Source organism: Allomuricauda sp. TY007 (assembly GCF_010468565.1).
Lineage (GTDB): Bacteria > Bacteroidota > Bacteroidia > Flavobacteriales > Flavobacteriaceae > Flagellimonas.
Genome location: NZ_WUEG01000004.1, coordinates 279,888 through 302,462, shown reverse-complemented (window position 1 = coordinate 302,462; position 22,575 = coordinate 279,888). Strand labels below are relative to the sequence as shown.

The 22,575-nt window shown below is 42.2% G+C and carries 20 protein-coding genes; 19 read left to right on the top strand and 1 reads right to left on the bottom strand.

The window, feature by feature from the left end:
• The first annotated feature begins 9 nt into the window (after positions 1 to 9).
• A complete protein-coding gene (locus GO009_RS06235; protein WP_239057398.1) occupies positions 10 to 1,077 on the top strand; it encodes a c-type cytochrome in 1,068 nt (355 codons plus the stop codon).
• Positions 1,078 to 1,094: 17 nt separating this feature from the next.
• Here GO009_RS06235 and GO009_RS06230 read toward each other — a convergent pair whose 3' ends face one another.
• Positions 1,095 to 1,691: a TetR/AcrR family transcriptional regulator gene (locus GO009_RS06230; protein WP_163625354.1), complete on the bottom strand. Its 597-nt coding sequence runs from the start codon at positions 1,689 to 1,691 to the stop codon at positions 1,095 to 1,097.
• 73 nt (positions 1,692 to 1,764) lie between these two features.
• Between GO009_RS06230 and GO009_RS06225 the strand changes: the two genes are divergently transcribed.
• From GO009_RS06225 to GO009_RS06140, 18 genes are all read left to right on the top strand, one after another.
• A complete protein-coding gene (locus GO009_RS06225) occupies positions 1,765 to 2,208 on the top strand; it encodes a cupin domain-containing protein (RefSeq protein ID WP_163625353.1) in 444 nt (147 codons plus the stop codon).
• Between the two features lie 81 nt (positions 2,209 to 2,289).
• Complete coding sequence (queG, locus tag GO009_RS06220) at positions 2,290 to 3,186, top strand: tRNA epoxyqueuosine(34) reductase QueG (RefSeq protein WP_239057397.1); 897 nt, start codon at positions 2,290 to 2,292, stop codon at positions 3,184 to 3,186.
• A 166-nt stretch (positions 3,187 to 3,352) separates the two neighbouring features.
• Positions 3,353 to 5,650: an NADP-dependent malic enzyme gene (locus GO009_RS06215; RefSeq protein ID WP_163625351.1), complete on the top strand. Its 2,298-nt coding sequence runs from the start codon at positions 3,353 to 3,355 to the stop codon at positions 5,648 to 5,650.
• Between the two features lie 21 nt (positions 5,651 to 5,671).
• Positions 5,672 to 6,253 carry a Holliday junction branch migration protein RuvA gene (ruvA, locus tag GO009_RS06210; RefSeq protein ID WP_163625350.1) on the top strand — a complete coding sequence of 194 codons (582 nt, stop codon included), beginning with the start codon at positions 5,672 to 5,674 and terminating at the stop codon, positions 6,251 to 6,253.
• Positions 6,254 to 6,345: 92 nt separating this feature from the next.
• A complete protein-coding gene (sprA, locus tag GO009_RS06205) occupies positions 6,346 to 13,362 on the top strand; it encodes a cell surface protein SprA (protein WP_239057396.1) in 7,017 nt (2,338 codons plus the stop codon).
• Between the two features lie 103 nt (positions 13,363 to 13,465).
• Positions 13,466 to 13,846: a glycine cleavage system protein GcvH gene (gene gcvH, locus GO009_RS06200; RefSeq protein ID WP_163625348.1), complete on the top strand. Its 381-nt coding sequence runs from the start codon at positions 13,466 to 13,468 to the stop codon at positions 13,844 to 13,846.
• On the top strand, positions 13,839 to 14,246 hold the full coding sequence (locus tag GO009_RS06195; RefSeq protein ID WP_369008826.1) for a VanZ family protein: 408 nt from the start codon (positions 13,839 to 13,841) through the stop codon (positions 14,244 to 14,246). Before gcvH ends, GO009_RS06195 begins: the two co-directional genes overlap by 8 nt.
• Positions 14,247 to 14,309: 63 nt before the next feature.
• Positions 14,310 to 15,014: an energy transducer TonB gene (locus GO009_RS06190; protein ID WP_163625346.1), complete on the top strand. Its 705-nt coding sequence runs from the start codon at positions 14,310 to 14,312 to the stop codon at positions 15,012 to 15,014.
• A gap of 160 nt (positions 15,015 to 15,174) precedes the next feature.
• Entirely contained in the window at positions 15,175 to 16,077 is a 903-nt protein-coding gene (cyoE, locus tag GO009_RS06185) for a heme o synthase (RefSeq protein ID WP_163625345.1), read from the top strand.
• A gap of 1 nt (position 16,078) precedes the next feature.
• Positions 16,079 to 16,660: a heme-copper oxidase subunit III gene (locus GO009_RS06180; RefSeq protein WP_163625344.1), complete on the top strand. Its 582-nt coding sequence runs from the start codon at positions 16,079 to 16,081 to the stop codon at positions 16,658 to 16,660.
• Between the two features lie 92 nt (positions 16,661 to 16,752).
• The gene (locus tag GO009_RS06175) at positions 16,753 to 17,727 is read left to right on the top strand and encodes a cytochrome c oxidase subunit 3 (RefSeq protein ID WP_163625343.1); all 975 of its coding nucleotides are present in this window, start codon (positions 16,753 to 16,755) and stop codon (positions 17,725 to 17,727) included.
• A 15-nt stretch (positions 17,728 to 17,742) separates the two neighbouring features.
• Positions 17,743 to 18,126 (top strand): cytochrome C oxidase subunit IV family protein, encoded by a 384-nt coding sequence (locus GO009_RS06170; protein WP_163625342.1) that lies wholly within the window; start codon positions 17,743 to 17,745, stop codon positions 18,124 to 18,126.
• A 69-nt stretch (positions 18,127 to 18,195) separates the two neighbouring features.
• Positions 18,196 to 18,828 carry a hypothetical protein gene (locus tag GO009_RS06165; protein WP_163625341.1) on the top strand — a complete coding sequence of 211 codons (633 nt, stop codon included), beginning with the start codon at positions 18,196 to 18,198 and terminating at the stop codon, positions 18,826 to 18,828.
• On the top strand, positions 18,809 to 19,552 hold the full coding sequence (locus GO009_RS06160; protein WP_163625340.1) for an SCO family protein: 744 nt from the start codon (positions 18,809 to 18,811) through the stop codon (positions 19,550 to 19,552). Before GO009_RS06165 ends, GO009_RS06160 begins: the two co-directional genes overlap by 20 nt.
• Positions 19,549 to 20,085 (top strand): DUF420 domain-containing protein, encoded by a 537-nt coding sequence (locus GO009_RS06155; protein ID WP_163625339.1) that lies wholly within the window; start codon positions 19,549 to 19,551, stop codon positions 20,083 to 20,085. The genes GO009_RS06160 and GO009_RS06155 overlap by 4 nt, the downstream gene beginning before the upstream one ends.
• Positions 20,086 to 20,092: 7 nt before the next feature.
• Positions 20,093 to 20,305, top strand: a complete 213-nt coding sequence (locus GO009_RS06150) for a hypothetical protein (RefSeq protein ID WP_163625338.1) — start codon at positions 20,093 to 20,095, stop codon at positions 20,303 to 20,305.
• 344 nt (positions 20,306 to 20,649) lie between these two features.
• Positions 20,650 to 21,351 carry an ABC transporter ATP-binding protein gene (locus tag GO009_RS06145; protein ID WP_163625337.1) on the top strand — a complete coding sequence of 234 codons (702 nt, stop codon included), beginning with the start codon at positions 20,650 to 20,652 and terminating at the stop codon, positions 21,349 to 21,351.
• Positions 21,344 to 22,573, top strand: a complete 1,230-nt coding sequence (locus GO009_RS06140) for an ABC transporter permease (protein WP_163625336.1) — start codon at positions 21,344 to 21,346, stop codon at positions 22,571 to 22,573. The genes GO009_RS06145 and GO009_RS06140 overlap by 8 nt, the downstream gene beginning before the upstream one ends.
• Positions 22,574 to 22,575 lie beyond the last annotated feature (2 nt).

The window sequence follows — 22,575 nt, the reverse complement described above, 5'->3', positions numbered from 1 at the left end:
AGAAGAATCATGGAAGAACCAATACATCCAGAAGAGTGGAGTTCGGATAAAAACATAGCCATTGCTCGGCAGATTAAAAAGCTGTGCGTACAACTGGGTGTTTGTGTCATTTTGATGCTGGGGTTGGCCTTTACTGTTGTTTTGGTCGCATTCGGCGACTTCGGTTCCAAAGAATATGCAGCATTTCCAGATGATGTCTATTACTTGGATTACAATGTGTACAATCTCTCTAATTCTGCTAAAAATCAAAAAATAAAGGAAGGTTTTGACGTATTTAGGAACACCCCACAACATTTGGGTCCCAAACAAGGGGATTCAACACAGATGTACGCCGGGAACAATTTGGCTTGTGCCAGTTGTCATTTAAATGGAGGGACAAAGCCTTATGCTGCTCCGCTGATAGGTGTGGTCAAGCGATTTCCACAGTATCGTGGTCGAGAGGATAAAATGGGGACCATCGAGGAGCGAATCAATGGTTGCATGGAGCGCAGCATGAACGGTAAGGTTATGCCAGAGGACAGTGAAAAAATGAAATCTTTGCTCGCCTACATGGAATGGTTGGGAAGGGCTGCCCCATCAAACGGAAAAATAGAAGGACAAGGTTTTTTGACCATTGAAATCCCTGATAGGGCCGTGGATTTACAGCATGGAGAACAGGTTTTTGTCAAAAATTGTGTTGAATGTCATGGCGCGGATGGGCAAGGAGAGTCCCAAGCAGATGGCACTTATCTCTACCCGCCATTGTGGGGAAACGATTCTTACAATAATGGCGCCGGCATGACACGTGTGATTACCGCCGCACAGTTTATAAAAGGGAATATGCCCTACGGAACCACATTCGATAACCCTGTACTTACCGATGCTGAAGCATATGATGTGGCGGGGTACATCAATCAAAAATTGAGACCGACAAAGCCCAATCGGGAAGTTGATTTTCCTGATTTGGTCAAGAAACCGGTATCTACTCCGTACGGACCATATTCTGACAATTTTACCGAAGAGCAGCATCAATTGGGGCCGTTCCAACCCATAATGAAATATTATAAGGACGAGTTTGATATGGTCAAAACCAAGTAGGTTTTAGGAATGATAAATTACTTATCTATTCCGCAGCCTTTCAAAATCATTTGTAAGCCCCATGATAAGGTGTCGGTAGCTGTTTGATTGTCCAATCCGCATACATCCTTAACTGTGATGATAGACTCTATCCCCATTAAAAGTACGGATAGGTGAATCAACTTTTCTTTATCCGCTTCGCTCAAATCTACCTTATTGGATTTAAAGTGCTCCTTAATGGTATTGATGCGGTTTTTTCCCCTTCGCATATGTGGGTTCGATGATGCCAACACCGCTGTCAAGAACTTTCTGGAGGTTTGCTCATTTCGAAGGCTAAAATCTAGGTAGGCTTTTTGGATGTCTAGAAGCGCATCATTGTGGGAGGCTCCTTCATTGTTACTAAAAATGGTTTCAGGATTGGGTACATCGAGTTGAAGGATCAAATCCATGGAAATGGAATCAATATTGGTGTAGTACCTATAAATGGTTGCTCTGGAAATACCGGCTTTTTCTGCTACGTTTTCCATGGTCAACGCCACTTTCTTTTCTAATAATTGCCGAGATGCCTCAAGGATTTTGTCTCGTGTATTCTGCTTCTGTTTTTTACGCCCGGACGTAATATGTTCCTTTTTCATGAGACAAATATCTCATAAAATTTTGAACTGTGAAAATTAATATATATGTTTGTGAGACAAAAATCTCACGAAAATGAAAAACAATACTTCAAAATGGGTCTTGGGCCAAAAAGTGACGTTGCATCCGACCACGGGTGATTATGATTTAGTTGTTTGTGAAACTCCAGCTGGTGCACAAGGACCCCCGCCACATGTGCACAGCGAATACAAAGAGGCTTTTATGGTGATCCAAGGCGAGCTTGAGTTTTTTGTAAACGGGGAAACTTTTATCTGTAAACAGGGAGAGTCTGTGGATGTGCCACCTGGAACCTTGCATACCTTTAGTAATAAAACCGATTCACCTTGTACCTGGGTCAATATTCACAGTCCCAAAGGATTCTACAAGTTTTTTGAGACTTTCGGCATTCCCGAAACAGAAGATAATGCTGTCATGAAATCTGTTAAACCAGAAATTATTCAAAAAGTATTGGTCACGGCAGCCGATTTTGACATGGCTATTGCTCTCCCTTCACAATAAAATTGCGTATGTCTTTTGTATATTGGTGCTTCAAAATATAAGTAGTCACCGATATTGAGATCGACCACAAAACATACATCAATGATTAAGACCGAAGCCAAGCGCCTCGGTTTTTTGTCGTGTGGTGTTTCAAAGGCCGAATTTTTGGAAGAAGAAGCGCCCCGTTTGGAGAAATGGCTCAACCAGAACATGCATGGCGAAATGCAGTACATGGAAAACCATTTTGACAAACGACTGGACCCAACAAAATTGGTAGAGGGTTCCAAATCGGTGATTTCATTGCTGTTGAATTATTTTCCTTCCAAACAACAAAACCCGGATTCCTATAAAATTTCCAAATATGCCTATGGCATGGATTATCACTTTGTGATAAAGGATAAACTCAAAAGCCTGCTCCACTTTATTCAAGAAGAAATCGGAGAAGTTCATGGGCGAGCCTTTGTGGATTCTGCACCTGTTCTGGACAAAGCTTGGGCCGCAAAAAGTGGTCTGGGTTGGATCGGCAAGCACAGTAACCTGCTTACCCAGCAAGTGGGCTCTTTTTATTTTATAGCCGAACTGATCGTGGACCTGGACCTGGAATACGATACTCCCGTAACCGATCACTGCGGAACCTGTACTGCCTGTATAGATGCTTGCCCAACCGACGCCATTGTACAACCTTATGTGGTGGATGGAAGCAAGTGCATATCATACCTCACTATTGAATTAAAGAACGAAATCCCCTCCGAATTTGATGGTAAATTGGATGATTGGATGTTTGGTTGCGATGTTTGCCAAGATGTGTGCCCATGGAACCGTTTTTCCAAATCGCATAGCGAACCCCTTTTTGACCCAAACCCAGAATTATTGTCCTACACCAAAAAGGATTGGGAAGAGATTACGGAAGATGTCTTTAAAAAAATCTTCAAAAAATCAGCGGTAAAAAGAACAAAACTGTCCGGCCTTAAACGTAATGTTGAATTTATTAAAAAATAAATGGACAGCCTAGTTTGAATTTTTGTTCATATTTATATTGAAAACAAAATCAACGAGTTGAAAGACCGTTAGTTTTGTATGTAAGACGTCAATAAAAAATTGATTGTTATAGATCTCCCTATAAAACCTTGGAATACCCTAACTTTACCAATTCATTTTCGACAATATGAGCAAGGAAAAACAAAGAAGGGAAGCGTTACTCTACCACGCAAAACCACAACCGGGAAAAATAAAAATTGTACCAACAAAGCCTTATTCTACACAAAGGGACCTGGCATTGGCTTATTCCCCGGGGGTGGCCGAACCTTGTTTGGAGATTGAAAAGAACAAGGATGATGTGTACAAGTACACCGCAAAAGGCAATATTGTTGCCGTAATCTCCAACGGAACCGCAGTTTTGGGCTTGGGGGATATTGGACCGGAAGCCTCTAAACCAGTTATGGAAGGGAAGAGTTTGCTATTCAAGATTTTTGCCGATATCGACGGAATTGATATTGAACTTGACACCAAGGATGTGGATAGATTCATCGAGACTGTTAAGACGATAGCTCCAACCTTTGGGGGCATCAATTTGGAAGACATCAAGGCCCCCGAAGCATTTGAGATTGAACGTAGATTGAAGGAGGAACTTGATATCCCTGTAATGCACGACGATCAGCACGGAACCGCGATCATTTCCGCCGCCGCTTTGTTGAATGCCTTGGAAATTGCCGATAAAAAGATAGAGGAAGTCAGAATTGTGGTGAGCGGAGCAGGAGCAGCGGCCGTTTCCTGTACACGCTTGTACAAGGCCTTTGGTGCCAAGGCAGAAAACATTGTGATGCTGGACAGCAAGGGAGTAATACGGAGCGACAGGGAAACCCTGAGTGAAGAGAAAAAAGAATTTGCCACCGATCGGAAGATTGACACTTTGGAAGAAGCCATGAAAGATTCCGATGTGTTCATTGGACTATCCATTGCCGACATTGTTTCCCCCGAAATGCTGAATTCCATGGCCGAAAACCCCATTGTTTTTGCCATGGCAAATCCTAACCCTGAGATTGAGTACGATTTGGCCATGAAGACCAGGGACGACATTATTATGGCAACAGGCCGTTCCGACCATCCCAACCAGGTGAACAATGTGTTGGGCTTTCCTTTTATTTTTAGAGGGGCTTTGGATGTGCGGGCAACCAAAATCAACGAGGAAATGAAAATGGCCGCAGTAAGGGCCTTGGCCGATTTGACCCGTGAACCCGTGCCGGAACAGGTAAATATTGCTTACGATGCCACTAGGTTGACCTTTGGACGTGATTACATCATTCCAAAACCATTTGATCCCCGTTTAATCACCAAAATTCCACCTGCTGTGGCCAAAGCGGCCATGGACAGTGGCGTGGCGAAATTCCCCATACAAGATTGGGCAAAGTATGAAGAGGAGCTTTACCAAAGATCGGGTAATGACAACAAAGTTGTCCGTTTGCTTCACAATAGGGCCAAAGTAAACCCAAAACGCATTGTTTTTGCTGAAGCTGAACTTTTGGATGTGATGAAAGCGGCCCAAATCGTTCATGATGAGGGTATAGGTATCCCAATCCTTTTAGGAAATAAGGAAACCATAGAAAATTTAAAGAAGGAACTCGAATTTGATGCTGAAGTCCCCATTATAGACCCTCGCTCCGATGAATTCAGTAAGATGAGGACCAAATATGCCTTAAAACTTTGGGAACTGAGAAAAAGAAAGGGTGAGACCAAATATAGTGCTCGGGTAAACATGGGCAAACGTAATTATTTTGGCGCCATGATGCTCAAGGAAGGAGATGCTGACGGTATGATTTCCGGATACTCAAGATCGTATCCCAAAGTGCTTCGTCCCGTGTTTGAAGTTTTGGGTAGGGCCAAGAATGTAAAAAATGCGAGTACGGTAAATATTATGATAACGGACAGAGGGCCGCTCTTTTTGGCGGATACTTCTATCAACATAGACCCCAATGCGGAGGAGTTGGCCGAGATTGCGCAAATGACGGCCAATGTGGCCAAAACCTTTGGTTTCAATCCTGTAATGGCCTTGTTGTCCTATGCGAACTTTGGGTCATCGAGTCATCCACATGCCAAAAAAGTACGGGAAGCCGTGAAAATTTTACACGAAAGAAACCCAGATTTGGTGGTTGATGGAGAGATTCAGACTGACTTTGCATTGGATCCTGAAATGAGTAGCAAAAACTTCCCGTTCTCCAAAATATCCGGGAAGAAAGTAAATACTTTGGTTTTCCCGAATCTGGAGTCCGCCAACATCACCTACAAACTCTTGAAGGGCTTGAACAATGCGGATTCCATTGGTCCAATAATGGTGGGGCTCACCAGAGCTGCCCATATTTTACAGTTGGGCGCCAGCGTGGACGAAATGGTGAATATGGCCGCCGTGGCCGTGATTGATGCCCAAGAGCGGGAGAAACGAAGAAAAGCCAAAATGCAAGGGGAGTAACTCCTGGTCAAACTGATTTTTATGATTACCCACTTAAGAGGAAAGCTAGTAGAGAAAAATCCAACCTATGCCATTGTGGAGTGCAATGGGGTTGGGTATTTTTTAAACATTTCGTTGCACACCTTTTCCCAGCTTCTGGACGAGGAAAATATATTTATTTACACCGAATTATTGATCAAAGAAGACTCCCATACCCTGTTCGGATTTGCCGAGCGTGCCGAACGCGAAGTCTTCCGTTTATTGATATCGGTTTCAGGGGTCGGGGCAAGCACTGCACGAACCATGTTATCCTCCTTGTCCCCATCCGATGTCAGGGATGCCATAGCCAATGGAGATGTGCCCACAATCCAGTCTGTAAAAGGGATTGGCGCCAAAACGGCCCAGCGTGTAATCTTGGATTTGAAGGATAAGATTTTAAAAGTCTACGACATGGGCGAAGTTTCACAACAATCAAACAATACAAATAAAGAAGAAGCGTTATCTGCATTAGAGGTTCTTGGTTTTACCAGAAAGCAATCTGAAAAGGTGGTGGACAAGGTAGTTTCCCAAGATACTTCGCTAAGCGTAGAGAACATTATTAAACTGGCGCTGAAAAATTTGTAACTAGTTTGAAAAAAGGGGCAAAACCAATACTTAAACCAACACGCTTTAAGTACATATTCTTTGTTGTTTGTTTGCTGTCCATAGCTACAATAATGGCACAGGAAACCAACGAACAGGCTCAGGATTCTGTAAAAACAGGTGTAGAGCTTGGTCGCCTTATCATGGAAAACCCTGATAGTATTGTTGCAAAATACACCTACGACCCCAAAACCAATACGTACGTTTACAGAGAGAGCATAGGGGATTTTAATGTCAACTACCCCGTAATTCTTACCCCGGAACAGTACTACGACCTTGTTGAAAAGGAACAAATGAAATCCTACTTTAAGCAAAAGGCAGATGCCTATGCAGGGAAGAAAGAAGGGAGTGAAGAAGCAAGAAGAAACCTGTTGCCCAATTTTTACGTGAACAGTAACTTTTTTGAGACCATTTTTGGAGGGAATACCATTGAAGTAATCCCACAAGGGTCGGTTGCGATGGATTTGGGGATTTTATGGCAAAAGAACGATAACCCAGCACTATCTCCCAGGAACAGAACCAATCTTTCTTTTGATTTTGATCAGCGTATCAGTTTGAGTTTATTGGGAAAAGTAGGCGAGCGTCTTCAGGTTACCGCAAATTATGATACCGAAGCCACATTCGATTTTCAGAATTTGGTAAAACTCGATTATACCCCGACCGAGGATGATATTCTTCAAAAAATTGAAGTGGGTAACGTAAGTATGCCGCTCAACAGTTCATTGATTACAGGTGCACAGAGCTTGTTCGGGGTGAAAACACAACTTCAGTTTGGAAAAACAACGGTTACCGCGGTTTTTTCCGAGCAAAGATCACAAAACAACACCGTGGTTGCCCAAGGTGGAGGAACTGTAAACGAATTTTCCTTGACCGCATTGGATTACGATGAGGATAGGCACTTTTTCTTGGCCCATTATTTCCGGGATAATTACGATCGCGCTTTGGAGTTCTATCCATTCATTCAAACGCAAGTGCAAATTACACGTTTGGAGGTCTGGGTGACCAACCGAAACCAACAAACACAGAACGTTAGAAATGTTGTGGCCATTCAGGATTTGGGAGAGGCCATTTCGGATAATACCCGTATCGGTGTCAACAACGGTGACCCTGCCGGGTTTTTCAATGCCCAGGCCGTGGTAAGCGGACTTCCGCAGAACGGGGCCAATGCTTACGACCCCAATCAAATAGGAAGTGGTGCGCTAACACCAGCTATTCGGGATATTGCCACGGTGGAATCCGGGTTCAATATTCCAGGGTATACCGTAAACCAAGGTTTTGATTATGCAATTCTTGAAAACGCCAGAAAACTTGAGGCAGGAAGGGATTATGAGTTCGATTCCCAATTGGGATATATCTCCCTAAGTCAGAGTTTGAGCAACGATGAGGTACTGGGAGTAGCTTTTCAGTATACCTACAATGGTGAGGTTTATCAGGTAGGTGAGTTTGCCAATGGTGGGGTTGATGCGACATCGGTTTCGGTTAACACAAGTTTTGTTGAAAATAATTCATTGGTCTTAAAATTACTGAAAAGTAACATTACCAATGTAGAGGACCCTATTTGGGATTTGATGATGAAAAACATCTATTCCACAGGGGCCTATCAATTGAATCAAGAGGATTTTAAGTTGAACATCCTTTATTCCGACCCAACACCACGAAACTATATTACGCCAGTAGACCCCAACGCAGGTTGGCCCTCGGGCTTGGAAGATCAGATATTGCTCAATGTGTTCAATTTGGACCGTTTGAACACCTATAATGATGTACAACCAGGCGGGGATGGATTTTTTGACTATGTTGAGGGGATTACGGTGGATTCCCAATCGGGACGAATTATTTTTACCAAGGTAGAACCCTTTGGAGAATACCTTTTTGAGAAATTGGGAGGCGGAGTTTACGATGTGGATAACGACCAAGGGTACAATCCCAACCAAAGGCGTTACGTATTCCGGAACATGTATGCCAAGACCAAGGCGGCTTCGTTGCAAAATGCGGAAAAAAACCGATTCCAAATCAAAGGGCGGTATACTTCACAATCCAATAATGGTATTCCCATCGGGGCTTTTAATGTGCCACAAGGTTCCGTTACTGTTACCGCAGGGGGGCGCCAATTGCAAGAAGGTATCGATTATACGGTGAACTATCAAGCAGGAACGGTTCAACTTTTGGATCCAAGTTTGGAGGCATCCAATACCCCTATCAATATTTCTGTAGAGAACAATGCTGTATTTGGTCAACAGACACGGCGATTTGCCGGGGTCAATGTAGAACATAAGTTCAATGATAAATTTGTTTTGGGCGGTACGCTGCTCAACTTAAACGAGCGTCCCCTTACCCAAAAATCAAACTACGGGATTGAGCCCGTCAACAATACTATTTTTGGTCTGAACGGAAATTTCAGTACCGAAATACCATTCTTGACAAGATTGGTCAATAAGTTGCCAAATATTGATACAGATGTGCCCTCCAATCTCTCGTTGAGGGGCGAAGTGGCTTTTTTAAAGCCCAATTCACCTAAAAATGCTGATTTTCGAGGGGAAACCACCACCTATTTGGATGATTTTGAAGGAGCACAGGCCTTAATCGATATCCGTTCCTCATTGGGATGGACCTTGGCCAGTCCTCCAGTTGAGTTTATAGATGATAGAACAGGGATTGATGTGGGCTATGAGCGTGCAAAAATGGCATGGTACACTATAGACCCTATTTTTTATACGAATCAGAGACCATCAGGATTGTCGGACAACGATATTTCCCTGAACTCGACACGTAGGGTTTTTATTGATGAGGTGTTTACCGAAACCGATATTGCCCAAGGACAGACGCAGGTGCAGAGCACACTGGATATTGTGTATTACCCAAATGAAAAAGGGCCCTACAATGCCAATCCAAGTTTTGAATCCGAAACCCCAGATGCCAAGTGGGGCGGTATTATGAGACCCTTGAGCAGTACCAACTTTGAACAATCCAACGTGGAATTTGTTCAGTTTTGGGTGTTGGATCCCTATATTGATGGAGAAACAACCGATGCCAACGCCGGGGAACTGGTGCTTAATTTAGGCAATATCTCCGAAGATATCCTAAAAGATGGCCGTAAGCAATATGAAAACGGACTTCCCGCAAGCACGAACAACGAAGTGCCAAGGGAAACCGCCTGGGGCCAAGTGCCATCGACCCAATCTTTAGTATATGCCTTTGATGCCGATGAGGCCAACAGAACAGCTCAAGACCTTGGTCTGGATGGCTACGGCGACGCCCAAGAGGCTGCAATTTATAATGGTCCGGCGGAAGACCCTGCTTTGGATAACTATCAATATTATTTGAACAGAGAGGGTGGTATCTTAGAACGTTATTTTGATTTCAATAATACCCAAGGAAATTCACCGGTTTCCGTAACAAATACCAACAGAGGTTCCACAACTTTGCCCGATGTAGAAGATATTGACAGGGATTTGACCATGAACACGGTGAACAGTTACTATGAATACCGTATTCAGATAAAGCCCAATACCACTATCGACGATCAATATGTAACCGATATCCGCGAAGGGCAAACACCAACACTGCCAAACGGTACACAATTGAACCGTAGATGGATTCAATATAAAATTCCATTGAGCGATTTCACCGATGCCGTGGGCGGGATTGCCGATTTTAGGTCAATTAGCTTCATGAGAATGTACATGACCGGGTTTTCGGATGATATGGTACTGCGTTTTGCAACTTTGGATTTGGTACGTGGCGATTGGAGAACGTATACCAACTCCTTACAGCCCACTGTGGACAACGATCCTTCGGATGATGCCACGGTAACCGATGTGAATACCGTGAACATTGAAGAAAACTACGGAAGGCAGCCCATACCTTATGTACTGCCCCCTGGAGTGGTACGTGAACAATTGAACAACAACAACACGATTATCCGTCAAAATGAACAGTCTTTATCTTTTGTGGTAGAGAATTTGGAGTCTCAGGATGCTCGCGGGGTATTCAAAAATGTAAACATCGATGTACGCCAGTACGAACGCCTAAAAATGTTTATGCACGCCGAAAAAATATTCAATGCGGATTACTCGGACAGTGATACACCGTTGGTCGGTTTCCTAAGAATCGGTACCGATTTCTCCGAAAATTTCTATCAAATAGAGTTGCCGCTTCAATTTACTTCCTTTGGAGCATCTTCGGCAGAAGAGATTTGGCCCGATGTAAACGAAATTGATGTCGCATTGAGCGATTTGGGCAAGGTTAAATCCAAAGGGATATCGGATCAGACCTTGGACGATATCAAATACTACGAAATTGTGAACGGTGAGGCCGTTCTTGTGGATGAATTTGCTCCACGTACCTTGGGAAGGGTTCGAATAGGAATCAGGGGTAATCCATCTTTGGGAAGTATTCGTGGTATGATGGTCGGTATCAAAAACATTGATGATATTCCGGCGCGTGGGGAAGTATGGTTCAATGAGCTTCGCTTGGCAGGTCTCGAGAATAGTGGAGGTTGGGCCGCTACCGCTGCTTTGGACGCCAACATGGCCGATTTTGCCAATGTGACGGCAACAGGAAGCAGAAGCACATCGGGCTTTGGTTCCATTGACCAAACTCCTACGGAGCGTTCTTTGGAAGATGCCATTTCTTACGATGTGGTGACCAATGTAAATGTGGGGCAGTTGTTTCCCAAAAAATGGAACCTACAGCTACCGTTCAATTATGGAATTTCTGAAACCTTGATTACCCCGGAGTTCGACCCCGTATATGACGATCTTAGGTTGGATGATAGGATAGCCGCTGCGTCAACGGCAGAAGAAGCAGAGGATATAGAGGAACAAGCCGAGGATTATACAAAACGTACCAGTATCAATTTGATCGGTGTGCGAAAAAATAGAGGAGAGGAAGCCGAGGAAAACTTCTTCGACGTGGAAAACTTTACCTTTAATTATTCCTACAACGAAACCGACCATAGGGATTTTGAAGTGGCCGAACTTAGAGATCAAAATGTTTCTACTGGATTTGTGTACAATCATAACTTTAGACCTGCTCCCGTAGCACCTTTTGCCAAAAAAGATTCCATGCTCACGAGCAAGTACTGGCAATGGTTAAAGGATTTGAACTTCAATGCCCTGCCCACAAGTCTTTCGGTAAACGCCAATTACAACCGCTCCTTCAACCAACAACGGTATCGGGATGTGTTGGAACCTGGTGTGGATGCTTTGGAATTACCATTGTTACAACAGCGAAATTATTTGTTCAACTGGCAATATGCCCTCAATTATAGCATTACAAAATCGTTACGGTTGAATTTGACCGCGTCCAACAATAACATTGTCCGTAATTATTTTAATGTGGATGAAAATCCCGACTCTGGCATAAACGAGGCACTTGACCTTTGGGACGGATTTTTTGATATAGGCGAACCCAACAGACATGCGCAACAAATGCAGTTGAACTACGAGCTGCCCTTTAGCAAGATACCCTTCCTAAATTTTATAAATGCACAGTACACCTACACCAGTAATTTTGATTGGCAACGTGGGGGCGATGCATTGCGAGAGGTGGCCAAAGTGGATATCAATACAGTTCAAAATGCAAGCACCCATAATTTAACGGCCAATATGAGCATGCAACGTTTTTACGACTTTTTAGGTCTGAAGAAGCGTGATGGCAAAGTGACGGCAAACCAAGCTGCTATTAGAAGGGATAAAGCGGGTAATCCTGCAAATGGTGAAGCTGCCGATGGACCAAGAAAAACAAGTAAGGGTTTTAATACGTTGGTGGATATAGTTACCATGGTAAAACGGTTAAATGTAAATTACAGCGAAAACCGCGGTACCGTACTGCCAGGGTATACCCAATCCATTGGTTTTATCGGGACCACCCGACCAACTTTGGGCTTTGTGTTCGGAAGTCAGGCCGATATTCGATTCGAGGCGGCCCGTAGGGGATGGTTGACCGATTATCCCGAGTATAGCCGTCAGTTTATGCAAAACACCAACAAACAATTGAACATTACCGCTACGGCACAGCCCACCCAAGATTTGACCATAGATTTGAGTGCTGATAGAAATTATATGAGTTCCTCCCAAGAAAGTTACAGTCCAGAAGAATGGATGAATGGACAGAATGGACTGATCAATGAAATGGGCAACTTTAGTATTTCCACAGTGATGATCGGAACAGTCTTCAATAAAAGTGATGAGTTCGATTCCGAAACCTTTGAGCAATTCAAACAAAATAGAATAACCATCGCCAACAGATTGGTATCCGATAGGGGAGAGAGCCCAGGAGAATTGGATGAGGATGGTTTCCCGGAACGTTACGGTAAAACACAACAGGAAGTATTGCTTCCCGCATTCTTCGCAGCCTATACCGGGCAGGATGTGGAACGTGTAAACATGGATGCCTTCCGTGATATTCCAATCCCCAACTGGAACATTAAGTACACAGGTTTGATGAAGAATAGGTGGTTCAAGAAGAAATTCAAGCGTTTCTCCTTGAGTCATGGGTATCGTGCCGCCTATAGTGTGAACTCGTTCCAGACCAACTTGGAACGCCAGAACACCACATTCGACCCAGAAAATGGGGATTTGCTCCCCAAAACACTGATCAATAACGTGGTGCTTACGGATGAGTTCAGTCCGTTGATGCGGGTGGATTTTGAAATGCAGAACTCCTTTAGTTTCTTGGCCGAAGTACGGACCAGTAGAACCTTGTCCTTGAGTTTTGACAACAATTTGTTGACGGAAATCAATGGAAATGAATATACGTTGGGTCTTGGTTACCGCTTTAAGGATGTAAAGTTTGTGACCAATATCGGAGGCGAGAAAACTAGGCTGAAAGGAGATTTGAACCTAAAAGCGGACCTTTCACTTCGTGACAACATTACCATAATCCGTAATTTGGATATCGACAACAACCAAATCACTTCAGGGCAAAAATTAATGTCCATCAAGTTCACGGCCGATTATGCCCTGAGCAAAAGTTTGAATGCGCTGTTCTTTTACGATCATTCCTTCTCGGAGTTTGCGGTTTCCACGGCATTTCCACAAACAACCATCAATGCGGGCTTTACGTTGCGGTACAACTTTGGGAACTAATACATAAGGTTATCCGATTTTCTTTCATTTTGTCGCAAAGTTTCTTTGAAAAGCTTTCCGCAATCTGTTACATTTGTCCATCGACTAATTCAAATATATAGTAATGAACATACCATCAGAATTAAAATATACAAAAGACCATGAATGGGTCAAAATAGATGGAGATATCGCTACCGTAGGCATTACGGATTTTGCCCAAAGCGAGCTAGGGGATATCGTTTACGTTGAAGTGGAAACTTTGGACGAAACATTGGATAAAGAAGAAGTTTTTGGAACAGTTGAAGCAGTAAAGACCGTTTCTGACTTGTTTTTGCCCTTGAGTGGAGAGATTGTTGAGTTTAATGAAGCTTTGGAAGACGAGCCCGAGAAAGTAAACTCCGACCCCTATGGTGATGGATGGATGGTGAAAATTAGACTAAGCGAGCCCTCTGAGGTGGAAGGCCTTATGAGTGCCGACGACTACAAGGCGTTGATAGGTGCTTAAGAAAAATATATATACCTTATTATTTGTAAGCTGGGTAATCGTTATTACGATACTCAGCTTATTTTCTTTTTCGGATATGGACTTGGATACAGGTAACCTAAACATTCCCTATGTCGATAAAATCACACACTTTATATTTTATATGGTGTTCGGATTTGTAGGTTGTTTGAGTTTTCGGGAAAGAACCAAGGGAAGCCTTGGATTGAGCAAAACCACAAAAATTGTTGTGGGCTTGGCAATCGTATATGGTATAATTATTGAGGTATTACAATATATGGTCACAACCGATAGAATGGCCGAAATTGGCGATGTTTTGGCCAACACATTGGGCGCATTTGCAGGAATTGGGCTTATTGTGTGGGTTTTTTCTAAGAAAAACCCGTTAAAATGGAAATTTTAATTGTTTATTTAACCAATTAATAATTAAATTAGCAAACACTAAATTTAGAAAAGGAGAAAAAGGATGGAACCAAAAAAGAACCCGAAAGCAGACGTAGGAAGAAACAGTACGCTATATTTTGTTATAGGATTGGCCGCTGTTTTGGCATTGGTCTACGGTGCCATGGAGTGGAAAAAATATGATAAGGTCAATGACTACGACATTTCTATGAATGTTGAAGATCAATTGGACGAAGAAGTGCCAATGACCGAGCAAATCAAAACTCCGCCACCGCCACCGCCACCTGCTGCCCCCGAAGTAATCGAGGTTGTAGAAGATGAAGAAGAGGTGGAAGAGACCGTTATCGAGTCTACCGAAACTAGCCAAGAAGAAGAGGTGATCGAAATCGAGGAAGTTGAAGTGGAAGAGGTGGAAGAGGATATTTCCGTTCCTTTTGCCGTAATTGAAGATGTTCCTGTTTTCCCAGGTTGTGAAAATGCAAGCGATAAGAAAGCATGTTTCCAAGAAATGATGCAGAAGCACATCCGTAAAAACTTCCGTTACCCAGAAATTGCCCAAGAAATGGGGGTTCAAGGTAGGGTTAGCGTAATTTTCGTTATCCAGAAAGATGGAAGTATCGGAAACATTAGAATGCGCGGACCGGATAAAAACTTAGAAGCTGAGGCAATGAGAATTATCCAAAAACTGCCTAAAATGACTCCTGGAAAGCAAAGAGGTAGACCCGTAAAAGTACCTTTCAGTATTCCAATTACATTTAAGCTACAGTAATAAGAGTTATATAATTCCTGTCGAGGCAGGAATGGAAAAGCCCGAATGATAATTTCATTCGGGCTTTTTTTATGGATTTAACTCCAAGAATCATAAAACTTTAGCTTTCGTTGCAAAAGATACGTACTGGCGTTATCTTTGCCAGCCAATAAAGATGTGGATGAAATCTGCCGTAGGTTCCGTAAAAAATAATACCTTTTCCTTATTATTTTCCGATTTTAAGGAGATTACCAAGGCCAAACTGGCCATTAGTGTGGTTTTCTCTTCCATCGCGGGGTATTTTCTAGGCGCATACCAGATTGATGTAGTTTCCCTTTTATTATTAATGTTCGGGGGCTATTGTATGGTAGGGGCATCAAATGCATACAATCAAATCATAGAAAAAGATTTGGACGCTTTAATGAAGCGTACCAGAAATAGACCCATCCCATCAGGGAGAATGTCCGTGAGAACCGCATTGATCATTGCCGTAGTCTTGACGGTCTTGGGGGTGTTGGCATTATTTGCCCTAAGCCCAAAAACAGCCATGTTCGGGGCCATATCCATTTTTTTGTACACCAGTGTGTATACACCATTAAAAACCAAATCGCCACTTTCAGTATTTGTGGGGGCTTTTCCTGGGGCGATTCCTTTTATGTTGGGGTGGGTAGCGGCAACGGATGATTTTGGCATTGAACCAGGAACGTTGTTCATGATCCAGTTTTTTTGGCAGTTTCCCCACTTTTGGGCACTTGGCTGGATGCTGGACGAAGATTACAAACAGGCAGGGTTTAAAATGTTGCCTACAGGCAAAAAGGACAAGGGAACAGCAATACAAATCATTCTGTATACCATTTGGATGATCGTTATCTCCATAATCCCCGTATTTGGTTTTACAGGAAGATTGCATCTTTCTATTCCAGCAGCCGTAATTGTACTGCTGTCCGGATTGGTCATGTTGTTCTTCGCCTTCAAATTATACGAAAACAGGGACAATCCTTCAGCAAGGAAATTGATGTTGGCCAGTGTCACCTATATATCATTGATTCAAATAGTGTACGTAATAGATAAGTTTATAAACTAAAATGGATTTAACCCAAGGAACAGCGAAAGAAAAGAACAGTCGGGCAAAAAAAATGATGCTCTGGTTCGGTATTGTGAGTTTGATCATGGGCTTTGCCGGTTGGACCAGTGCTTACATAGTGAGTAGTAAACGGGAGGATTGGGTAAGCGATTTGGAGCTGCCAAGTGCATTTTTCATTAGCACCGCCATGATTATCTTGAGCAGTATTACCTATTTGTTGGCAAAAAAAGCCGTAGCCAAGAACAATCAAAAGAACGGGACAATATTTTTGCTCATCACATTGGTGCTCGGAATAACATTTATATCCTTACAATTTGTAGGATTTTCCCAGATGTTGGAAAACGGCTATTATTTTACTGGTCCCACGAGCAACATAAAAATGTCCTACGTATTTTTGTTGGCAGCGGTGCACATTGCCCACGTCGTGGCAGGATTAATATCACTTTCTGTGGTATTGGTACAGCAACTCAGAAATAAGTATACCCCCGAAAATATGTTGGGAATGGAGCTTGGTGCCACATTCTGGCATTTTCTGGATTTTATTTGGGTATATCTAATTCTATTTATGTATTTCGTGAAATAAATTTTGATTGGAGCAGTTTTCAATCAAGTTTGTCTTTTACAATACATCAAAAAATGTAAATTTGTGAAAGTTTTAATAAAACGACCTTTTATATGGATGCAACGGTAAGTACCGGTACAGAAGACAGTGTTTGGGGAGGCGGGAACAGACCCCTCGGCGCTAGCTATGGAAAAATGATGATGTGGTTTTTTATCATGTCGGATGCCTTGACCTTTTCTGGTTTTTTGGTGGCATACGGTTTCTCAAGATTTAAGTTTATAGAGCTATGGCCAATTGCCGATGAGGTATTTACCCACGTGCCTTTCTTCCATGGAAACTACCCCATGTACTATGTGGCCTTTATGACCTTTATTTTGATTATGTCTTCCGTAACCATGGTATTGGCTGTGGATGCAGGTCATAAAATGAAACAGAAAAGCGTTATCCTTTACATGTTCCTTACCATAATCGGTGGTGCCATCTTCGTTGGTTCACAAGCTTGGGAATGGGCAACTTTTATAAAAGGGGATTATGGAGCGGTAGAAACGAACTCGGGAAGAATTCTTCAGTTTGTGAATGCCGAAACAGGTGAAAGAGCTGCTTTGTCGGATTTTGCCGAAACCCTACCGGAAGAAAGGATAAAGCACCAAGCAAACGAGGGAATTTGGTTTGAGAACGAAGGTTACAAAACATCCTATTCTCTAAATGAAGTTGTGGAAGGTTTCAAGGCAACACCAAATATCTTGATCCGTACCGAACAATTGAATGAAGAGGGAGAAAAGACCCTTTTGGACAGAAAAGAATCTTTGGCCAAAATATTGGAAGCCAATCAAGTGGTAGAAGGTGCCAACCTTGTCCACAACGAATACGGTCATAGACTGTTCGCGGATTTCTTCTTCTTTATCACAGGATTCCATGGATTCCACGTATTCTCGGGTGTAGTAATCAACATCATCATATTCTTTAATGTGATTTTGGGCACATACCAACGCAGGGGCCATTACGAAATGGTGGAGAAAGTTGGGCTGTACTGGCACTTTGTGGATTTGGTATGGGTATTCGTATTTACATTCTTTTATTTGGTATAAAAACATTGATTTTAAATGGCACACGAACATAAACTTGAGATTTTTAGAGGACTTTTAAAATTTAAGTCGAACACCCAAAAAATTTGGGGCGTACTTATCTTCCTTACAATAGTTACCACTATTGAAGTTGCTTTGGGTATTGTTAAACCAAGATTTTTGACCCACGGCTACTTTTTGGGGATGAAATTGCTCAATTGGATTTTTATCATCCTAACGTTGGTGAAAGCCTATTACATTGCGTGGGACTTTATGCACCTTAGGGACGAAAAAACACCACTAAGAAGGGTAATTGTATGGACCCCCGTATTCCTAATATGTTATTTAATATTCATTCTGCTGTTCGAAGCAGATTACATTTATAATGTATATACCGAGGGATTCATAACCTGGGACTTCTAAAAAAGTATTTAACAAAATTAAAAGACGGTTTTCCAACCGTCTTTTTTTATTTTTGTACGGTTGAACACTATGAAAAAGAAAATCGTATTAGCCGCCCTTTTTGTGCTCCCTGTCGTGGTCTACTTGTTTTTTGCATCAGGGGTAAACAATTTTGGACGTTTGCCAATCCTTACCGAAAAAGTGTCCGATGTTTCCCGAATGGATCCCAACGTTCAGTTTAAAGACAAGATAACCATTCTCGGTTTTTTGGGAAACAATGTGGAAAAAATGCAAGGAAATGCTTTCAATCTAAATCAAAAGATTTACAAAAGATTTGGGGAGTTCAACGATTTTCAAATGATTATGGTCGTTCCCAAAGGTAATGAAGAGCAAGTGGGAGAGTTGAAGAATGAATTGGGGAAATTGTCCAATGTGGATAAATGGCACTTTGCCTTTGGAGCCGAAGACGAAATCAAGTCACTTTTTGAATCATTGCAAGCCAATATTGATTTGGACGATGATTTGGCTACACCCAATGTTTTTATAGTTGACAAAGACCTAAGCCTACGCGGACGAACCGACGACGAAGATGAAGGTGTCAAATATGGATTTGATACCTCTTCCGTAGCAGAACTGAACAATAAAATGGTGGACGATGTCAAGATTATCTTGGCAGAATACCGTCTGGCCCTAAAAAAGAACAATGCCGACAGGAGCAAATAATAAAAAAAAGTACACCTACATTTGGGTATCCGCAATCATCTTGATTTTTGGGATTTTTGCCGTGTACGAAATTACAAAACGTGTAAAAGGGGGCACAGTCGTGGAAAACGACCGTATGAGTGTTCCAAACAAAAATACCAAAGTGGGTTTTGTGGTAAACCAGGGAGAAAAACGAAGAGTTCCCGACTTTTCATTTTACAATCAGGATAGCGTATTAGTTACCAACGAAGATTATTTGGGGAAGGTATATGTGGTGGAATTCTTCTTTACCACCTGTCCTACCATTTGCCCTGTAATGACCAAGAACTTGGTAGAACTGCAGGAAACCTTTAAAGGAGATGAGGATTTTGGGGTGGCATCCTTTACCATCAACCCACGGTATGATACACCATCCGTGTTGACCAAGTATGCCAAAAAATATGGGATTACGGATAAGGATTGGCACTTGTTGACAGGTAATCAGGACAAGATCTATCAATTGGCACGAGAAGGATTTTACATCTTTGCCAATGAAGACCAAGATGCCCCGGGCGGGTTTGAGCATTCCGGTATGTTCGCATTGGTTGATAAAAATGGATATATTCGTTCGCGTGAAGATGAATTTGGCAACCCGCTGATCTATTATCGCGGTACCATTACAGAAGAGCAAGAAGTAAACTCAGAAGGGGAAACCCAACAGATTACAATTTTAAAAGAGGACATTAAAAAATTATTGGCAGAATGACCGATGAAATTTCTTTGAAGGAAAAACGGTATAATAGGTTGATTACCGTAATTTCAATAGCAGTACCACTAGTGGTTGCTCTATTGTTTGGGTATAAAATTCCAAATGCAAAGCCATTATCATTTTTGCCGCCGATCTATGCGGGAATCAATGGTTTAACCTCTATATTGCTTATTGTTGCATTTATAGCCATTAAAAATGGCAGACAATTGATACACCGTAGGTTGATGACGACCAATATTGTGCTTTCAGCATTGTTTCTGATCATGTATGTAGCCTATCATATGACCTCTGAAACGACTGTTTTTGGTGGAGAAGGCCCCATTAAATTTGTTTATTACTTTATTTTGATGACACACATTGTCTTGTCCATATCGGTAATTCCTTTGGTGCTGATTACTTACTCAAAGGTGTATCTCGACGATTTTGAGGCTCACAGGCAATGGGCAAAATATACCTTCCCAATATGGCTATATGTTGCGGTTACCGGAGTTCTGGTCTATGTGATGATTTCACCCTATTATCAATATTGATTTTTCCATGAAAACAAAATTGCTACTCATTCTATTTGTTATATTGGTTTTCCCAACTGTGTCGGAAGCCCAGTGTGCTATGTGCCGTGCAGTTGTGGAAAGTGAATCCGATGGAAAAACTGCAGAGGCGATCAATAACGGAATTGTTTACCTAATGGCCGTGCCCTATGTTTTGGTGGCAGGCCTTTTCTACTTCATTTATAGAAAAATGAGAAGCTAAAATAGCTTTTCTGCACAAGTTTTACCTTACACCTGTATATTTAGTAAGTTTGATTGTCTTATTGATAGACGCTTGCGTGACTCATTAATCAAAATAACCGGCCTTGTTCGACCTGGAACAGTGGCAAAAATATTTGACACCATAATAAAGGGTCAGCAACATTTTTTTAACCGGACTTTCTGTTGCCACGGGTATCTTTATTTGGGTAATCCTACCTGGGTTTTGCCAAGGAACATATGATTAAATCCGTCGTTAGGAAAAAAAAGTAAAAAATCTTGTAACAATTTAACAACTTTACTGTCTTACTTGCAGAGGTAAACGTAAGATAGCTAACATCATCAATCATGATAGAAATCAAAGATCTTCATAAATCCTATAAAATGGGGAGCAACTCCCTTCATGTTTTAAAGGGAATAAATTTTAAAGTAGAAGAAGGGGAGCTTGTGGCCATTATGGGATCTTCCGGATCTGGAAAATCCACATTGTTGAACATTTTGGGAATGTTGGACGGCGCGGATTCCGGTGAGTATACCTTGGATGGTGTGCCGATCAAAAACCTGAGCGAAACCAAGGCTGCCCAATATAGGAACAAATTCTTGGGATTCATCTTTCAATCCTTCAACTTGATCAATTATAAAAGTGCCTTGGAGAATGTGGCCCTTCCGCTCTATTATCAAAAAGTGCCCAGAAAGGAGCGCCAAGAAAAGGCCATGAAGTATTTGGAGCGAGTTGGCTTAAAACCATGGGCGGACCACTTGCCCAGTGAACTTTCCGGAGGTCAAAAGCAAAGGGTGGCCATTGCGCGAGCCATGGCTGCAGAACCCAAAGTGCTTTTGGCGGATGAGCCAACGGGTGCCTTGGACAGTACAACTTCTTATGAGGTCATGGACCTTATCCAAAAAATCAACGATGACGGCAATACCATATTAGTGGTTACCCACGAGGAAGATATAGCCCACATGTGCAAACGTATAGTACACCTTAAGGATGGTGTTATTGTGGAAGACAAGAAAATTGAACAAGTAAGAGCAGAACAGTATGTTTGATCGAGACGTTTGGCAGGAAATATTCAATACGATCAAAACCAATAAGCTGAGAACTTTTTTGACAGGTTTCTCCGTGGGGTGGGCCATCTTTATTTTGGTAATGTTGCTCGCTTCGGTAAACGGTATGCAGAATGGTTTTGTTGGTCAGTTCAACGATGATGCCACCAACTCTATCTTTGTTCGCCCAGGAACTACATCCAAAGCGTATGGTGGTTTTGAAGCTGGCAGACGTATTCAATTAAAAAATGATGATTTAGAATATATCAAGCAGAGCTTTTCTAAAGATATTGAATACATAAGTGCCCGATATTATGCCAACGCAGCGGCAAGGTATAAAGACGAAACAGGCTCATATTCCGTGCAGGCAACCCATCCCGATCATCAGGCCATAGAAAAAACCTTGGTAGTTGCCGGTAGGTATATTAATGAGGCAGATATTGTCAATAAGGCCAAAGTAGCTGTAATCGGCAGAAAAGTGGCCGAAGATCTGTTCAAAAAAGAAGACCCTCTTGGAAAGTTTATAGAGTTCAATGGTTTACCCTTTAGGGTAATCGGGATTTTTACCGATGATGGCGATGACAATGCGGAAAGAAGAATTTATGCGCCAGTGAGTACCTATCAACGCATTTATGGCAACACCAACGAAATTGCCAGTATTGCTTTGACCTATAATCCCAATTATGATTTGACAGAGGCATTGGCATTTTCCGAAAGATTGGAAATGTTGATGAAAAGACGTCATAAAATTGCTCCGGACGATCAAGCTGGCCTTAATGTATGGAACTATGCAGAAGCCTTTGAAAATATCAGCAGTTTTACATCGGTTTTAAAAGGAATCGGTATCGGAGTTGGTTTTTTGATCCTCGTTGCAGGAATCGTTGGTATCGGAAATATTATGGTATTTACGATCAAGGAAAGAACAAAAGAAATCGGGGTGCGGAAAGCACTTGGGGCAAGACCACGTCAAATAATAAACTTGGTATTGTTGGAATCCGTTTTTATTACCGCCATTTCTGGTTTTGTGGGATTGTTGTTTGCTTGGATGATTTTGGCAGCGGTAGGCCCCATGATAGAAACACCTGCCTTTAGCAACCCCTCTGTAAATCTTTCCACCGTGGTTACGGCCACAATTATTTTGATAATTGCAGGAGTATTGGCAGGGCTATTACCGGCCATGAAAGCTGCAAATGTTAAACCCATTGTTGCACTAAGTGATATATAGTT

Coding starts and splice junctions, on each gene's coding strand:
- GO009_RS06190 (WP_163625346.1), top strand. CDS start 14,310: ATGGAACCAAAAAAGAACCCGAAAGCAGACGTAGGAAGAAACAGTACG.
- GO009_RS06150 (WP_163625338.1), top strand. CDS start 20,093: ATGAAAACAAAATTGCTACTCATTCTATTTGTTATATTGGTTTTCCCA.
- sprA (WP_239057396.1), top strand. CDS start 6,346: ATGGCACAGGAAACCAACGAACAGGCTCAGGATTCTGTAAAAACAGGT.
- GO009_RS06140 (WP_163625336.1), top strand. CDS start 21,344: ATGTTTGATCGAGACGTTTGGCAGGAAATATTCAATACGATCAAAACC.
- ruvA (WP_163625350.1), top strand. CDS start 5,672: ATGATTACCCACTTAAGAGGAAAGCTAGTAGAGAAAAATCCAACCTAT.
- GO009_RS06170 (WP_163625342.1), top strand. CDS start 17,743: ATGGCACACGAACATAAACTTGAGATTTTTAGAGGACTTTTAAAATTT.
- GO009_RS06145 (WP_163625337.1), top strand. CDS start 20,650: ATGATAGAAATCAAAGATCTTCATAAATCCTATAAAATGGGGAGCAAC.
- GO009_RS06215 (WP_163625351.1), top strand. CDS start 3,353: ATGAGCAAGGAAAAACAAAGAAGGGAAGCGTTACTCTACCACGCAAAA.
- queG (WP_239057397.1), top strand. CDS start 2,290: ATGATTAAGACCGAAGCCAAGCGCCTCGGTTTTTTGTCGTGTGGTGTT.
- GO009_RS06175 (WP_163625343.1), top strand. CDS start 16,753: ATGGATGCAACGGTAAGTACCGGTACAGAAGACAGTGTTTGGGGAGGC.
- GO009_RS06160 (WP_163625340.1), top strand. CDS start 18,809: ATGCCGACAGGAGCAAATAATAAAAAAAAGTACACCTACATTTGGGTA.
- GO009_RS06155 (WP_163625339.1), top strand. CDS start 19,549: ATGACCGATGAAATTTCTTTGAAGGAAAAACGGTATAATAGGTTGATT.
- GO009_RS06225 (WP_163625353.1), top strand. CDS start 1,765: ATGAAAAACAATACTTCAAAATGGGTCTTGGGCCAAAAAGTGACGTTG.
- cyoE (WP_163625345.1), top strand. CDS start 15,175: ATGAAATCTGCCGTAGGTTCCGTAAAAAATAATACCTTTTCCTTATTA.
- GO009_RS06180 (WP_163625344.1), top strand. CDS start 16,079: ATGGATTTAACCCAAGGAACAGCGAAAGAAAAGAACAGTCGGGCAAAA.
- gcvH (WP_163625348.1), top strand. CDS start 13,466: ATGAACATACCATCAGAATTAAAATATACAAAAGACCATGAATGGGTC.
- GO009_RS06235 (WP_239057398.1), top strand. CDS start 10: ATGGAAGAACCAATACATCCAGAAGAGTGGAGTTCGGATAAAAACATA.
- GO009_RS06165 (WP_163625341.1), top strand. CDS start 18,196: ATGAAAAAGAAAATCGTATTAGCCGCCCTTTTTGTGCTCCCTGTCGTG.
- GO009_RS06230 (WP_163625354.1), bottom strand. CDS start 1,691: ATGAAAAAGGAACATATTACGTCCGGGCGTAAAAAACAGAAGCAGAAT.